The following is a 15,918-nucleotide window of genomic DNA, read 5'->3' on the forward strand; positions in this document are numbered from 1 at the left end:
GCGATGAATACGCCATGAATGCGGCTATGAATATGGATAGGCAACAAGCGGGCAAGCGTTGGTTTACAGCATGCTCATTTTCTTTAGGCCCAATTGGTCAACGTCGTTGGGAGTTATTTAAGGCCAATCGCCGCAGTGTCTGGGCGCTTTGGATATTTTTGATATTGTTTGTAATTTCATTATTTGCAGAATTGGTGGCAAATGATAAACCGTTCTTTATTATGTACAACGGCCAAGTCTATTGGTCGGCGCTGGTGGATTACAATGAAACGGATTTTGACGGAGACTTTCCAACTGCCGCGGCCTATCACGACCCGTGGCTGAAACAGCAAATTGCCGAGCACGGCTTCGCGGTGTGGCCGCTGATTCCATTTCACCACACCACTGTGGACTGGGACATGCGTCATCCCGCGCCGGCGCCGCCGACCGCGCGGCATATTTTAGGCACCGACGACCAAGCGCGTGATGTGGTCGCGCGAATTATCTATGGCTTTCGCATTTCGGTCTTGTTCGGATTTATGTTAACCATTATCAGCGCCGCGGTCGGCGTCGCCGCAGGCGCCATTCAAGGATACTTCGGCGGCTGGATTGATCTGATATTGCAACGATTTATGGAAGTGTGGAGCAGCATGCCGACGCTTTATATCCTAATCATTTTGGCCAGCGTGGTCGAGCCAAATTTTTGGTGGCTGCTGGGAATACTATTATTATTTTCATGGATGGGGTTTGTCGGCGTGGTACGCGCAGAATTTTTGAAAACGCGAAAATTTGAATATGTTCGTGCGGCCCGGGCACTGGGTGTGAGCGATGCCCGGATTATTTTGCGCCATGTATTGCCCAATGCTTTGGTGGCCACGATTACCTTTATGCCCTTCACCCTGGCGGGATCGGTCACGGTTTTAACTTCGCTCGACTTTTTGGGGTTCGGTCTGCCGCCAGGCTCGCCATCACTGGGAGAATTGCTCGCTCAAGGCAAAGCAAATTTACAGGCACCGTGGCTGGGGGTTAGCGGATTTGTCATTATCGGCACCATGTTGTCGTTGCTGATTTTTATCGGCGAGGGCGTGCGCGATGCCTTTGATCCGAGAAAATTATTTCGCTGAAAATTTGAGTGCGCGCTGACAAGAACGATAGTAAATAACATGAGCGATCCGATTTTAACGGTCACCGATCTTGCGGTCAGTTTTCAGCGCACCGAAAAACAAGAACGCATTGTCACTGACGTGGTTAGCGGCGTGGATTTGGAATTACACGCCGGCGAGACCGTGGCCCTGGTCGGTGAATCCGGTTCGGGCAAGACGCTCACCGCCTTGTCGATACTGCAATTATTGCCGTACCCCTACGCGTTTCACCCCCAAGGCTCGATAACTTATCAAGCGGAACAGCTGGTTGGGGCTAATCAGGCAACACTGCAACGCATTCGCGGCAACGATATATCGATGATTTTTCAGGAGCCGATGACGGCGTTAAACCCCCTGCATGTGATTGAAAAACAAATCGGCGAATCTCTGGCATTGCATCAAGGCATTACTGGTGATGCGGCAACAAAAAAAATTATTTCGCTGCTCGAGCGCGTCGGCATCGACAATGCGGCGGCGCGACTCGACGCGTATCCGCATCAATTGTCCGGTGGCCAAAAGCAGCGCGTAATGATTGCGATGGCTTTGGCTAATCGGCCAGAAATATTACTCGCCGACGAACCCACCACGGCGTTGGATGTGACCGTTCAGGCGAAAATTTTGGGCTTGCTGAAAGAGTTGCAAGCAGCGGAGAACCTGGCTATTTTGCTCATCACCCACGACTTGAATATGGTTAAAAAAGTGGCTGACCGAATACTGGTAATGAAACAGGGCAAGGTGGTGGAACGCGGTGCTACCACCCAAATTTTTACCTCCGCCCAAGAAGATTATACCAAAGCGCTTTTGTCCGCAGAGCCACCTTTGCGGCAGCCACCCGCAGTCAAAACGGAAGCGGTGTTGCAGGCGGACGATTTGAAAGTTTGGTTCCCGATTAAAAAGGGATTGCTAAAAAGAACAGTCGATCATATAAAGGCGGTCAACCAAGCCTCATTAAAACTTCATCCCGGCCATACTCTGGGTGTGGTCGGTGAGTCGGGTTCAGGAAAAACCACCCTGGCATTAGCATTATTGAAGCTGGTGCAGGCCGAAGGCACGGTGCTGCTTGATGGTAAACCACTTGGAGTCCGCGGCGGGCTGTCAATGCCGCAAGTTCGATTGGCCATGCAAATTGTTTTCCAGGATCCCTACGGCTCGTTGTCGCCGAGGTTGACCATCGGCGCAATAATCAGTGAAGGTCTCGATGCGCATCGGCTGGTCACCGATCCGGCCGCGCGCGATGAAAAGGTGATTGATATTCTAAAAGAAGTTGAAATTGATCCGGCGGTGCGCTTTCGTTATCCCCATGAATTTTCCGGCGGCCAACGTCAGCGCATTGCCATCGCCCGCGCCTTGATACTGGAACCGAGAATTCTTTTTCTCGATGAGCCGACCTCGGCGCTGGATCGCACGGTGCAGGTTCAGGTGTTAGATCTCCTGAATCGACTGCAACGACAACATGGCCTGGCGTATGTGTTTATTTCCCATGATTTGAGCGTGGTTCGCGCTATCGCCGATGACCTGATGGTGATGCGTAGCGGTGATGTAGTTGAACAAGGTGCAGCAAAATCCATTTTTGCGAGTCCGCAACACCCCTATACAAAAGAGTTATTGTCGGCGGCGTTTGATCTGGAACAGGCAGTTTAAATCGGTTCCGTCCAGTTTAAATATTGTGCGCCTTCAGCCCTTTGTTATAAGCGCTCTAATCATCGACAGACCGCTCAAGCGCATCCGAAACCCATTACTCCGGAACATCCCTAATTGCTCGCGGTGGATGGTTATACCCATATATGTCTTTAAGCTCTTCCGTTGTGATTTGCCCATGCTTGAGGATGTGGTCGATTACTGTTTTAGGTCTTTTTGCTTGAACGCTTTTGAGTAATTTAATAAATTCTGGTGGGTAATTCTGTTTACTCATGCAAACATGATCTCCTGCTGTTTTTGTGGCAGCACCGCAGGAATAGAATGTTTTTCGCGACTTAAACGATCGACTAAAGCGGGTGACAGGTACAATGATTCTATGGTTTCATCATCATTGCCTAAGATCGTGGCTTGGCTCGATCTGCCTGCCTTGATATGCAGGTGTTTTAGTGAAAGAGAGTTTGGCAACGGGTTGCCATGAGATTTTTCGCCCGTTTGTCCATCATAACTAATGATATATGAAGTGTCTTTTTGGTTCATTACTATAAGAGCGTCAACAAACTCATCATAAGCGAGTCCACTTAAATACCTGTGGTCCCTGGTAAATGACGTGCCTTGATACGGCGGGTCCAGGTAAACCAAGTCATGCTGTTTTGCTTTTTTCACCACTTCTCGAAAATCAACAGATGAAAGACTCGTGATCCCGGAAAGCACAGAAGAAACATCAAAAATATTTTGTCTCATGGTGTTTGGACGCATACCGGATCGCCGATTGTCTGCACTTTGATTAAATGAACCGGATGAACTGTATCTAACTGAACCTTTTACTATCCTGGCCAGTAAATACAGTAAGTGATGCGGCTGGTGTGTTGAATTGAATTTTTCTCGTGTTTTAAAGAAATACTCTTTTTTATCAGAGTGTTGTTCGTGCCACAATTGTTCATATTGTTTCACTAAATCACCGGGTCTTTTCAGTATCTCTTCCCATAAACACATCAATGGCTCATTTAAGTCGTTAAGGATTATTTTTTTTGTTAGCCCATTTACCCTTGCGGACAGTGAAATGGCGCTGGCACCGCAAAATGGTTCTATCAGGCAATTTACATCAGCCGGGAAGTGAGGAAGAATATATCGTGCAATTCCTCGCTTACTGCCTTGATAGGGGAAAGGATGAGGAACTAAAAGGCTATCAAACGTTTTCATGTATTCCATTTTACCCTGTTTTCGGTGGTGATTCATCGGGTGTTTTTATCCGTTCTCGAACGCGGTAAAAACTATTTCTTCATCAGCCGCTCGATCGAAAATGCATCCAGACTCACGGCCGGGGTTTTGCCGATGGCAAGTTGCGCGGTCACCTGCCCGGCGCCCAGCCCGATGCCAAATCCATGGCCGCTGTATCCGGTTGACAAGGTGAGTCCGGGGATACGATCAACAGTCGAAATGACCGGCAATTGATCCGGTGTTACATCAATCATTCCGGCCCATCGTTGCTTGATTTCAATGCCTTTCAATTGCGGAAAAGTTTCGCCGAGCATGCGGTAGGCTTTGTTGAGCAGTTTGATATCGGGATTGGGGTTAAGGATGCGCTCTTTTTCGAAAGGCGTGATCTGGTCAAAAGACCATTTTGCAGGCCAGCGCAGTTCAGTGAAAAATCGGTTGCCGATTTTGAGCGACACCTGTTCTTTTGAATTTTTGTAAGCATGAAAAAAATCCCGGAAAAATCGCAGGTAGTCCGGGGTTAAATCGCAAGTGGAACTGCCGCCGTAGGCTACGTTGTAGCCGCCGTCCATGCGCCGCCGCAACCCCAGCCCGCTTCTCCAAATTGACAGTTGCGTTATCAACGCCGCCGGCGCAGTGGCCATCACCGAGCCGGTCACCTTAAGCTGAGGCAACAACAAATCCAAATGCCGGCAAAAATACGAAGACCAGGCGCCGCCCGCGCAGACCACGCACGGCGCCCGAATTCGGCCGCGCTCTGTGACTACCCCGGCCACGCGTCCGGCGGCGATATCAACGCCGCGCACGGCGCATTGGTTGAGTATGATCGCGCCGTGTTGTTTTGCTCTTTTGGCGATGGCTCGGGTAGCCAACGCCGGCTCCGCGCGCGCATCGCTCGGTGTGCATAACGCGCCGCGGGACTGGCCCTGAATGCCGGGGATGAGGGCTTGCAAATCGCCCAGACTGAGAAAACGGGTGTTAAGATCAAAGACTTTGGCATGCTTTAGCCAAGCCAGATTGCTCTGGTAGCGTTGCTCGGTTTCGGATAAATACAAGGTGCCGCCGACATGGAAACCGATATCCTCATCAAGTTCACTAACCAACTCATGCCACAACGCCAAAGAGCGAATCATCAGCGGCAGTTCAGCCGGGTCTCGGCCTTGTTGACGTATCAACCCCCAGTTTCGACCGGACTGCTCGCAAGCGATCTCGCCTTTTTCGCACAGCGCCACGCTAATCCCATTTCGGGCCAGGTAGTAAGCCGTGCTGCTGCCGATGATGCCGCCGCCAATCACCACCACATCGACGGCGGTCGGCATTTTGTGCGCGGCAAATTCCGTCATGGCGACCATTCGCACCAACCTTTTAACAAGGGGAAATACAGCCCCAGCCGGATCTCGCTGGTCTCGGTTTGCGGCTGCGCAAGCATCCTGACGATGCTTGCATAGTGTTCGAGTTGCTGTTGGTAGCGGGTTTTTTCGCGCGCCACGAACGCCTGCACATCGCCGCCCTTGTGGCGGCTTGACTTGAAATCGATGATCCAGCGCATGCCGCGTTGATCCACAAAACTGCGATCGATGACCACGCTTGAAAATGCCTTGTTTACAAATCCGGTTAGCGGCCACTCGCGCTTGACCTGTTGATGGGCCGACGAAAAAATCCAGTCGGCTTTGGCATCTGACTTCAGATTTTCGATGGCATCGCGCATATTTGCGCTGCCGATTTCCAGTTGCTCGCCGTAAAGACCGTTATCCATCAACACGATTCGATTTTTAGCCAGCAACGCCTCGGTATCTTCGGACTTCCATTGCAACCAATTTTCCTGATCAATGTGCTGCAGCATTTTATGAATGGCAATACCGGTGATGCGCACGGTCTCGCCAGCCCATGAAAACTCGATGCCGTGCGGTTGTTTGTCATCGCGTTCGTCTTGCTCGGATTTTTGCACCGCGGCATGATCGCTGATGGACCGCGGCATGGCCGGCAGCCGCCAGGCCAGCGGCAGGCGGCGGAACTCGGTGAGCGGCAACATGCGCGTGCGCGCGTCATCATCACCGGCGTCGCCGCTGGCATCCGCGACACGTTGCGCGATCTCGGCGTGCAACGACGGCCATAGCAAATCCAGCAGCGAATTTTTGCGCGCCGCCCTCATCTCGCCGGCCGCGTCCAAGTCAATGTTCATATACAAATGCAGCCGCGCGCGCGCGCGCGTGCAGGCGACATAGAGTACGCGGCGCAACTCGTTTTGCTCGCGCAGTTGATCGACATCGCCGAGGTATTGATAAAACTTGTCATCCTTGGCGTAACTCGACGGCAGCACCGCAAGCAGCAATTGCCGCGGCAATCGCGTCCAGCGTATCAAGTCGCGTTGCGGGATTGGCGGAATGCGGTGCAGTTGCGGCAGCAGCACGACATCAAACTCAAGCCCCTTGGACTTGTGAATGGTCAGCACCTGCACTTGCGCTTTGCCGGCGGTGCGCGACCACAATCGAGCGACCGCAGCGGACAATAAATCGGCGCTGATGAGCGGATGATCGTTGGCTAACTTATCGAGCAACTCAAAATAACTTTCGCAGTCGGCGACATCGCCAGGCTCGATGCAGGCCGGCCCGCCCAAACTCAGCCAAGCGGCCTCGACATTCTGCCGCAGACTCAGCCGTCCGCGCTGTGCCAAAGGCGCCGCCAACGCGGTAAGCACTCGACCGAGCCGTTCGGCGCCGTCGTCGCTCAGCCGCGCCGTGATTTTATCATCGGCGCACAATTCCACGATGGGGCTGGCGTGATCATCCATGCACAGCACCGACATATCCGCCAGCGTCATGCCGCACCACGGCGCGCGCAATATCGCCAGCCAGGCGATGCGGTCGCTCAGTTGAATCAATCCGCGAGTCAGCATCATCAGATCCTGAATCGCCGGGCGTTGGCTGAGCGACTCCAGGTCAATCGCTTGAAACGGAATATCGTGCTCGCGCAACGCGCGGGTGATGGCAACCAGATGGTTGCGGTTGCGTCCCAAAATGCCAATCTCCGCTTGCGGATTTTGCGTCAGTTCAAGTTCCACTTGGGCGCGGATGTTCTCGGCTTCTCTGGCGGCATCGCCGTTGGCTTGGGGGTGGATATGCACCGCATCATCGGCGTGATGACGCGCGGCGGCGACGCTGGGGGAATAGCGCACCGCGCCGTTGATCAGGTCGTTTTGCGGCGGAAACACCGCGGCGAAAACGCGGTTATACCAATCGACCAACGCCGTGGTTGAGCGGAAATTGGTTTCCAGGGTCAGCAACGTCGGCGTGATTTCGCCGATGCCGTGTTCTTGAATCTCCAAAAAATTGCCGACTTCGGCTTCGCGGAATCGGTAAATCGACTGCATCGGATCGCCGACGAAGAACAAGGTACGGCCATCATCATGCTGCCAGCCGGCGGTCAGTTTGGTCAGCAACTCGAGTTGCGCGTGCGAAGTGTCTTGGACTTCGTCCATCAGCAAGTGCTTGAGTTGGCAGTCAAAGGCGAGCGCCAGGTCGGTCGGGTCGTCGGCGTCGCCCAACGCCAGTTCCGCGCGCTGCGTCACCTCGCTGTAATCCGCTTGATTGTTTTCCTTGAACAGCACGCGCAACTCGGCCGCGGCGACCGGCAACAACGCCAGCAATGAGCGCAATGCGGCCCATTGCGGGTCGGCGAACTCGGCGTCCGGCAACAGCGGCACCGCGGCCATCGCGGTCACGGCGGCGTCGTGGTCGCGCAATTTTTCCAGCACCGCGGTCATGCGCAGTTTTTCGGCGTCGCTGCCGGGCGGAAAGCCAACCAACGCATTAACCGTTTTGCGGAGTTCGTGTTGACCGGTCAACAGCAGCGCCGCGATGCCGCGCCAATGGGCGAGGTGCGCGACCGTGGCGGCGGGAAATTTTTCCATATCCGCGCAGCCGAGCACGGCGTTGGGACTTCGCCGATACGGGTGGGCGGCGGCGAATTTTGCCAGCGCGACCAGTTCGGTTTTGAGGTCATCGGGCAGGCGCTCGCTCGCGGCCGTGAGTTGTTGCTCGATCACTTCCCGCCACATTTTTTCATAGTGCGCGCGCGTCGCGGTTGCCGGGTCGGTTGGCAGCCGGCGCATCCATCGATCGCGTTTTTTCAACATCATCGCCAAAAGCGATTGCGCTTTGTCGAAGCGCGCGTCCAGCAACGTGATGAGATTCGCGCAATGCGGCGACCAAGCGTCATGCTCTTCAATATGATCCAGCGTGCGTTTCGCCGCCTGCAGATAGACCAGTTCCGTATTTTGATCTTCCAGCACGTTGGGGGCGGCGCCAAACCGGGCCGACCAGGGCATGCGTCCTACTAATTCATAACAAAATGCGTCAATGGTTTGAATGCGCAGTCGGCGCGGATTGTTCAGGATATTCCAATCCATGCGTCGGTCGTTCGCCAACGCGAGTTTTGCCAGCGTCGCAAGTTCATGGTCATTCCCCTGTAACGCAGACAAAATTCTTTGGCGCATTTCCGCCGTCGCTTTTCGGGTAAACGTAATGGCAAGAATTTCTTCCGGCTCGGCAACCCGCGCAAGCAAGGTCAAATAGCGCCGCACCAGCAAACCGGTTTTGCCCGAACCGGCCGGCGCCTGCACGATGAACGAGCGCGTCGGGTCCAACGCCGCGATGCGTTGTTGATGGTCAGCCGCCTTAGTGTTTTTCATGCTCATTAATAAGGCCCATCAATAATGATCAGCGGCTGTTGTCGGCCTCGGAAATTCGACATAGCCCCGGCAAGTCGCAGTAGGTGCAGGTGGTGTTGTCCAGCGGATTCACTTCGGCCTGGCCGGCGTAATATTGGTCGGCCAGTTGGGTCAAGTGCGCGTCCCAGTATTCAATCAGGGCGCGCCAAGATTTCAACTCCGGCGATAATTTAGTGTCGCTTAATTTTGCGACTTTGCCGGCGGCGTGCCGCACTGCTTGGAACTGCTCCCCGCTGATGCCAACATAAGCGCAACGGCCGGCGCGAATCTGCGCGAATGTTAGCGTTGACAGCGGGCGCTTGTCAGGATTGTGTTCGCGGTGTTGCGCCAGGGCGTAGAGCGGCAGTTGCGGCGCGGCCGGGCGCTCGCCCACCCAGTCCTTGAGCGAGCCGGCCTGACCGGTTTTATAGTCAATCAAGGCCACGGTGTCATCGGCGAGCGCATCCACGCGGTCAACTTTGAAGTTGAGCGTCAATTTGCCCAAGGTCAGTTGCTGCGGCTGTTCGAGTTCAACCACGTGAAATGCCTGCTCGCGGCTTTTTTCCGCTGTGAGCCATTCCAGCAACAACGTGCCGAGCCATTGACTTTGCGCCGCAAAGAATGCTTTGCCGCCGCCGCCCAAGTGAAAAAACCGCCGGCTGCACTGCGCGATATGGCGGTCAATGATTTTTTTCAGCGCGACATCGCTGGTGTCGGCGAGTTTTTCCGACGAGCGCAACTCCCGCCAGACGCCCTCCAAAATGCGGTGAATCAACGAGCCGCGGTCCATTGCATTCAGTCCGGGCTCGCGCGCTTCGGCGGCGCGCGCGCCGAGTCGGTGGCGGGCGTAGGCGCGAAACGGGCAGGCCGCTTGGTCCTGGATGACCGCGGTGCCGCCGCGCGTGGCGGCCTCGGTTTTGCCAATGCCGCGGGTGTCGGTGAAGGTTTCCATCTGCGAGCGGTCTGTTTGGAAATGGTCGACCAAAGTCGGCTGCTTGGTCTCGTCCAGTGTCGCCGCCGAGGTGTCAAAAAACGCGCTCGGCAGCAATTCGACATCCTGCTCAAAACAGTAGCGGCTGAACACCATGTCATCGCATTGATTAATCAACCGGGTTTGCTGCGCGGCGGCATGTTCGGCGTTGAGCGATACTGAAGCGCGGAAGTAGCCGGCTTGTTGTTGCAGCGCATGGGGCATAAACGGGCTTTCCCGCACCGCCGGCGGCCAGTCTCTTTCAGTCAAGCCGCCAAACCAGATGGCGTCAAATTCAAGGCTGGCAGTTTCCATGACGCCGAGCACTTCGACCTTGACCTGGGGTGATTCCGGCTCAAATGGCTGTTCATTCAAGCGTTGGGTCAAAACCGCCAGCGCGGTTGACGCGGTCACCGGCGCGGCGACCAAGTCCAATGAGCGCAAAGCGGCGACCTCGCGCTTGAACGCCTCGGCAGTCTGGTATTGCGCGCTGTTCAATGCGCGCTCGCCGGGCCAGCCAAAATTCTCCAACCCGGTCAAGAACAATTCCGACCAATATGAAAATGATTGCGGTTTTTTGTTTGCTTCCAGCAGCGTCTTGATGGCGGTGATTTTGTCCAGAAAAATCGGCGCAACCGGCGCGGACGAGTGCCGCTTCAGCATTTCCAACTTCAGCGTTTCCAAAAAGTCCGCGAGGTTAAGTTTATAAGGCAGGTATAGACGGCACCAAAACTCGAGTTTGTTGCGCGCATAACACTCGCTGTCGGCGCCGCCGATAAATGGGGTGAGCATGATTCTGCTGAGAGTTGAATGGGTCAGGTCTGCCGTTGAAGTCAGGGACAACAGCAATAGCGCGGCATCTACCACCGGCGAATCGTTTAGTTTCACCCCCAACGAAATATGGAATGGTTTTGCGCGACTGCCGCCGCTATCGACCAGATGGCGCGGGCTGAGTATTTGGCTCAACGCATAATCAATTGCGCTGCGTGATTTAGCCAGGTTTGACGCCACCAGCGCAAGCCGTTGATTTGGGTTATGGTCGAGTTTGTCCTTGATCCAGTGCGCGGCAGCCAGCCATTGCTCCGATTCGCGCTCATATTGGCGAAACCGGCAATGCGAGCGCGCGCCGCTATCCGCAACCTGATGAATGGATAAACGGGTATTATTTTGCCGCAGGATTTCCATAAGACGTTTTTGCTGGGCGTTAAAACCGTCAAACCCAAGCAACATCAGCGGCGCAAAGTCGGCAAGCCTGCGGGCATCAATGCGTTCAATGATCACATCGACCAGTTGCGCGGCGTCTATCCAATTATTTTTCCGGCACTGGTGTATAAATAAATTAGCCCATCTGGCAAAGCTGCGGTGATCGGCCAGGAACGATTTACCGCAGTCGTCTATGGCGATATCCCATTGCCGGGAAATGCGCCAGGCCTGCATGGCGGTCTTGACCGTTGCGGCAATATTCCATAACGTCTCGGCATCGCGCTGATTTGCCTTGATGTCGGCGGCGATGATTTGCGTCCATACGGCTTTGCTTTGCAAGGCATTGAGCGCGACATGACCGACTTCATGGCCGGCGTACGGCGCGCCATCGTCCTTTGCCGCGTCTCGAACAAATTGCCACAGACGAAAAATCCAGGCGTCAAACGGCAGGATGTCTGCGGTATCCCAAGCCTGGTTACCTTGGGCGAGTTGGTGCTGGTTGAACTGCTGGCGGACTTCCCGGGCCAGCCGTTTATTGGCGGTGACTAAGGTCGCGCCATCGCATAGTGGCTGCGCAACGTCATCGGCCAGGGTTTGCGAGCGAGTCACCGGCGCAATGAAAAATTAACTGCGGTGGTCGGCAAACTGCTCCATCATTTGCGCAAGTTCGAAATCCAGCGCGGTAATGCCGCCGCTTTCGTGGGTAGTGAGATTGATTTCCACGGTTTTATAAACGTTGCGCCATTCCGGATGATGATTCATTTTCTCCGCCGCGAGCGCGCACTGGGTCATGAACCCGAAAGCCTGAATAAAGTTTTTTAACACGAAGGTCTTGTGCAGTTTCTGATCGACAACCTGCCATGGATTTTCCAAAGCCGAATTGAGATGCTTCAATCGAGCGTTGAGTTGCGTGGAATCTAAAAGCGTTTGTTTCATTTCAAGGTCTCCATTAATCGTTGTTCAAGCCAGTGGCGTCAGACTGGCATCGGCCCACACCTCGCCGCTAATCGCCGGATTCTCAATCATCGCACATATTATCTCGGCAATTTCCTGAGGTTGTATTTTTCGCCCTAGCCCAATTAGCGGCTTTAAGTTTTTTTCGAAATAATCATCATCGATCACGTCAACCATTTTGGTGTCGACAAATCCAGGGTGGACTATTTTGGTTTGCACGCCATGAAAAAGCCCTTCCAGATTTAGCGTCGAACTGACTGCGATGAGCGCTGATTTTGCGGCCGCGTATCCGACCTGCCCGCGATTGCCCTGCGAGGAGACAGAACCGATGAGGATAATGACACCCCGTATGTCCTCGTCAGCGCCCCACTTTTTTCGTCTCTCGGCATGACGCTGTTTGGCGATGCCGGCGATGGTTTCCATCGCCCAGTATGTTGGATGCACTAAATTGACATCCAGAATTTTTTTAAAAACGGATTCGGCATAAAGCTCAATTTCTCCGTCCTGCTTGACTTTGACAGCCAGCGAGTCAGCAACAATGCCTGCCGCCGGCACGCAAATTTGCACTGCTCCAAATTTCCCGCGCATGGCATCGAAAACCCGCCTGCGGAATTGCGGGTCGGTGACATCGCCACAAAAGGGCAGCGCTTTTTCTTTGCCCGCCAGTTTGTTTAGTTGCGCCACGGCATCCTCGCAGCGCGCCGACAGGTCAACAATTGCCAGTCCGCCAATCTCTCTTTCCACCAGCTTGCTGGCAGTTGCAAGGCCGATTCCGCCTGCGCCGCCGGTAACCACTGCAACCTTGTTTTTTATGTTCATTGATGGTTTGGCGGAATTGATGATGGCATTGATGGCATTGATGATATAGGGGGGGGCAACGATAATTAGAACATATAAACGTCAGTCGGACGCGCGCCGAATAATATTTTCGGGCAATATTTTTTGCCACCCAAATTTTAGTGTTCTGGTATAATCATCTGTTTTTTAAGTCCTGGAATTAGTCTAAGTCCAAATAAATTATGTTAATGTGGCAAGATATGTTCAGGGCAATTTCAGGAATTTCCCCATTTGTGGAGGTTAGACATGGCTGACAGGCGCGGGACCGACAGGGACATGGATAACAAGCAGGCGGATTACAAGCAGGTGGATCACAAGCGCCGCCTGTTGACCATCGCCACATCCGGCGTTGGTTTGGCCGGGGTTGCCGGTCTGGCGATTCCGTTTGCCGGCAGCATGAGCCCCAGCGAAAAAGCAAAAGCCGCCGGGGCCGCGGTGGAAGTTGACATCAGCAAACTCGAGCCCGGGCAGCAGATCATCGTTAAATGGCGCGGCAAGCCGGTATGGGTGGTGCATCGTCCGCCGCAGTCGCTTGCGCTGCTTGATGAGTTGAATGACAAGTTGCTTGACCCGGATTCCCGCGACCGCCAGCAACCGCACTATGCCCAAAACACCCACCGCTCGATCAAGCGCGAGGTGCTGGTTTTGGTGGGCATCTGCACCCATCTTGGCTGCTCGCCGAAATACCGACCCGAAATCGGCGTTGTGTCGTTTGACGACGACTGGAAGGGCGGTTTCCTGTGCGCCTGTCACGGCTCAAAATTTGATCTGTCCGGCCGCGTCTATAGCGGCGTTCCAGCCCCGTCCAATCTGGTGGTGCCGCCGCATCAATATTTGTCGGACACGGTGTTGCTAATCGGCGATGATGAAGAGGCGGCCTCATGAGTTTTATGGCCTGGCTGGACGCGCGCTTCCCGGCCACCAAAGTTTTCAAGGAACATCTTTCCGAATACTACGCGCCCAAGAACTTTAACTTCTGGTATTTTTTCGGCAGCCTGGCGTTGCTGGTTCTGGTGTTGCAGATCATCACTGGCGTATTGCTGGCGATGAACTACAAGCCCGATGCCGAGCTCGCGTTTGCGTCGGTCGAATATATTATGCGCGATGTATGGGGCGGGTGGTTCATCCGCTATATGCACTCCACCGGCGCGTCATTGTTTTTCGTGGTGATTTACCTGCATATGTTTCGCGGGTTGCTGTATGGGTCTTACCGAAAGCCGCGCGAGTTGATTTGGATCTTCGGCATGGTCATATTCCTGGCAATGATGGCGTCCGCCTTTTTCGGTTACCTGCTGCCTTGGGGACAGATGTCGTTTTGGGGCGCTCAGGTCATTGTCAATCTATTTGAAACCCTGCCTTTTGTCGGCGGCGCATTGTCCGAGTGGATTCGCGGCGACTACGTCATTTCGGATGTCACCCTGAATCGGTTTTATGCTTTTCACTATTTAATCCCGTTTATTTTGGTCGGGCTGGTTTTTCTGCACATCGTCGCCTTGCATAAAGTCGGGTCTAATAATCCTGATGGCGTTGAAATTAAACAAGGGCCTAAAGGCAACAAATGGAGCGCGGACGCGCCCGCGGACGGCATTCCCTTTCATCCTTATTACACCGTTAAGGACATTATGGGCACGGTGGTATTTATGGCGATTTTCTTCGCCATCGTGTTCTTTATGCCGGAAATGGGCGGCTACTTTCTTGAGCAACCTAACTACGAACCCGCCAATCCGCTAAAAACACCCGATCATATTGCGCCAGTGTGGTATTTCACGCCGTATTATGCCATTTTGCGCGCCATCCCGAGCGCATTTGGCACCCAGATTTGGGGCGTGTTGGCGATGTTTGGTTCCATTCTGGTGTTTTTCTTCCTGCCGTGGCTGGATCGAAGCGCGGTCAAATCCATTCGCTACAAGGGCTGGATATTCAAGTCCTGGTTGGCGGTATTCGTGGTTTCCTTTGTCATGTTAGGGTATCTGGGCACGCAACCGCCCGGCGGGTCGCGAACGCTGCTTGCCCAAATTTTTACGGCTTCGTATTTTGCGTTTTTCCTGCTGATGCCGATTTACAGCAAAATGGATAAAACCAAGCCGGTGCCGGAGAGAGTTACCGAATGAAAAAATCGCCCGGAGCGATTTTTCGCGAGCGCAGCGAGTTCGCCAGAACGCGTATCAGGGATGATACGCGCAAAACTTCGCCCGGAGCGATTTTTCGCGAGCGCAGCGAGTTCGCCAGAACGCCGGTCGCTCCTGCGCATCCTGCGCCCGCGACCTACATGCCGTCCATGGCAATAATCAGGGATGATACGCGCAAAACTTCGCCCGGAGCGATTTTTATTCGTCTCATCCATGAGACTCACCCCTTCGGGGCTTGCGTGAAAAATTGCTCCTGGCAATTTTTTCGCGAGCGCAGCGAGTTCGCCAGAACGCCGGTCGCTCCTGCGCATCCTGCGCCCGCGACCTACATGCCGTCCATGGCAATAATCAGGGATGATACGCGCAAACAGTTAATCCGGCCCCCGATCTTAATGACGGTCTTAATGACGGCTTTAATAACGATGTCAATGACAACCTCGATTTTCGCTGTTGCGGCTGAACCATCGAGCGGCATGCTGGAGCGCGTTGAGGTTTCATTGCGCGACAAGGTATCGCTGCAAAATGGCGCCAAGTTATTTGTGAATTATTGCATGTCGTGCCACAGCGCCAAGTTCATGCGCTACAACCGCATGGCCGCCGACCTGGAAATTCCAGAAGAGATGGTTGAGCGCAACATGATTTTCACCGGCGGCAAAATTGGCGATGCCATGACCACGACCCTGTCCGCCGCGGCTGGCGAGCGATTGTTTGGCGTGGCGCCGCCGGATTTGTCATTGATCGGCAAGCTGCGCGACCCCGAATGGCTGTATGGTTATCTGCGGTCGTTCTATGTCGATGACAGTACTGAGACCGGCTGGAACAATCTGGTTTTCCCGAATGTGGCGATGCCGCATGTGCTTTATGAATTGCAGGGAATCCAGCGCGCGGTGTTCAAGCCCGCGACCGAGCAGGGCGGCGGCGAAGTGTTTGACCGATTCGAACTGGTGCGCGCGGGGAAAATGGATAAAGACGAGTATGACCACGCCATGCGCGACTTGACGAATTTTCTGTATTACATGGGCGAGCCGGCGCGCATGGTGCGGATTAAATACGGGCTCTGGACAATGCTGTTTCTGGCCGTGCTGGGCGCGCTGGCGTTTATGCTGAAGCGGGAATACTGGCGTGACATTGATTAGGCGCTGG

At 54.2% G+C, this 15,918-nt stretch carries 11 protein-coding genes and 1 pseudogene; 5 read left to right on the forward strand and 7 right to left on the reverse strand.

Annotated features, from left to right (window positions below):
* The first annotated feature begins 32 nt into the window (after window positions 1-32).
* Window positions 33-1,103 (forward strand): ABC transporter permease, encoded by a 1,071-nt coding sequence (locus tag ACP158_RS04945; RefSeq protein WP_424948403.1) that lies wholly within the window; start codon window positions 33-35, stop codon window positions 1,101-1,103.
* Between the two features lie 39 nt (window positions 1,104-1,142).
* Window positions 1,143-2,762, forward strand: coding sequence for an ABC transporter ATP-binding protein (locus tag ACP158_RS04950; RefSeq protein WP_424947851.1), 1,620 nt, complete (start codon window positions 1,143-1,145; stop codon window positions 2,760-2,762).
* A 97-nt stretch (window positions 2,763-2,859) separates the two neighbouring features.
* Here the strand turns inward: ACP158_RS04950 and ACP158_RS04955 are convergent.
* The 7 genes and pseudogenes from ACP158_RS04955 to ACP158_RS04985 form a co-directional block, all read right to left on the reverse strand.
* Window positions 2,860-3,033: pseudogene (locus tag ACP158_RS04955) on the reverse strand (HNH endonuclease); the annotation flags it as partial.
* A complete protein-coding gene (locus tag ACP158_RS04960) occupies window positions 3,030-3,995 on the reverse strand; it encodes a Dam family site-specific DNA-(adenine-N6)-methyltransferase (RefSeq protein WP_424947852.1) in 966 nt (321 codons plus the stop codon). The pseudogene ACP158_RS04955 and the gene ACP158_RS04960, both read right to left, overlap by 4 nt.
* A gap of 35 nt (window positions 3,996-4,030) precedes the next feature.
* A complete protein-coding gene (locus ACP158_RS04965) occupies window positions 4,031-5,293 on the reverse strand; it encodes an NAD(P)/FAD-dependent oxidoreductase (RefSeq protein ID WP_424947853.1) in 1,263 nt (420 codons plus the stop codon).
* Between the two features lie 20 nt (window positions 5,294-5,313).
* Window positions 5,314-8,664: a UvrD-helicase domain-containing protein gene (locus ACP158_RS04970; RefSeq protein WP_424947854.1), complete on the reverse strand. Its 3,351-nt coding sequence runs from the start codon at window positions 8,662-8,664 to the stop codon at window positions 5,314-5,316.
* A gap of 28 nt (window positions 8,665-8,692) precedes the next feature.
* The gene (locus ACP158_RS04975; protein WP_424947855.1) at window positions 8,693-11,464 is read right to left on the reverse strand and encodes a PD-(D/E)XK nuclease family protein; all 2,772 of its coding nucleotides are present in this window, start codon (window positions 11,462-11,464) and stop codon (window positions 8,693-8,695) included.
* Between the two features lie 15 nt (window positions 11,465-11,479).
* Complete coding sequence (locus tag ACP158_RS04980) at window positions 11,480-11,791, reverse strand: 4a-hydroxytetrahydrobiopterin dehydratase (RefSeq protein WP_424947856.1); 312 nt, start codon at window positions 11,789-11,791, stop codon at window positions 11,480-11,482.
* A 24-nt stretch (window positions 11,792-11,815) separates the two neighbouring features.
* Window positions 11,816-12,628: an SDR family NAD(P)-dependent oxidoreductase gene (locus ACP158_RS04985; protein ID WP_424947857.1), complete on the reverse strand. Its 813-nt coding sequence runs from the start codon at window positions 12,626-12,628 to the stop codon at window positions 11,816-11,818.
* A gap of 294 nt (window positions 12,629-12,922) precedes the next feature.
* Between ACP158_RS04985 and petA the strand changes: the two genes are divergently transcribed.
* The 3 genes from petA to ACP158_RS05000 are packed head-to-tail and all read left to right on the forward strand — an operon-like array spanning window position 12,923 to window position 15,911.
* Window positions 12,923-13,531, forward strand: coding sequence for a ubiquinol-cytochrome c reductase iron-sulfur subunit (petA, locus tag ACP158_RS04990; protein ID WP_424947858.1), 609 nt, complete (start codon window positions 12,923-12,925; stop codon window positions 13,529-13,531).
* Window positions 13,528-14,757 carry a cytochrome b gene (locus ACP158_RS04995; RefSeq protein ID WP_424947859.1) on the forward strand — a complete coding sequence of 410 codons (1,230 nt, stop codon included), beginning with the start codon at window positions 13,528-13,530 and terminating at the stop codon, window positions 14,755-14,757. The genes petA and ACP158_RS04995 overlap by 4 nt, the downstream gene beginning before the upstream one ends.
* Window positions 14,754-15,911, forward strand: a complete 1,158-nt coding sequence (locus ACP158_RS05000) for a cytochrome c1 (RefSeq protein WP_424947860.1) — start codon at window positions 14,754-14,756, stop codon at window positions 15,909-15,911. Before ACP158_RS04995 ends, ACP158_RS05000 begins: the two co-directional genes overlap by 4 nt.
* Window positions 15,912-15,918: the final 7 nt, after the last annotated feature.

Origin of the sequence: Candidatus Spongiihabitans sp., assembly GCF_965247905.1 — a bacterium.
In the GTDB taxonomy this organism is placed as follows: domain Bacteria; phylum Pseudomonadota; class Gammaproteobacteria; order Arenicellales; family Poriferihabitantaceae; genus Spongiihabitans.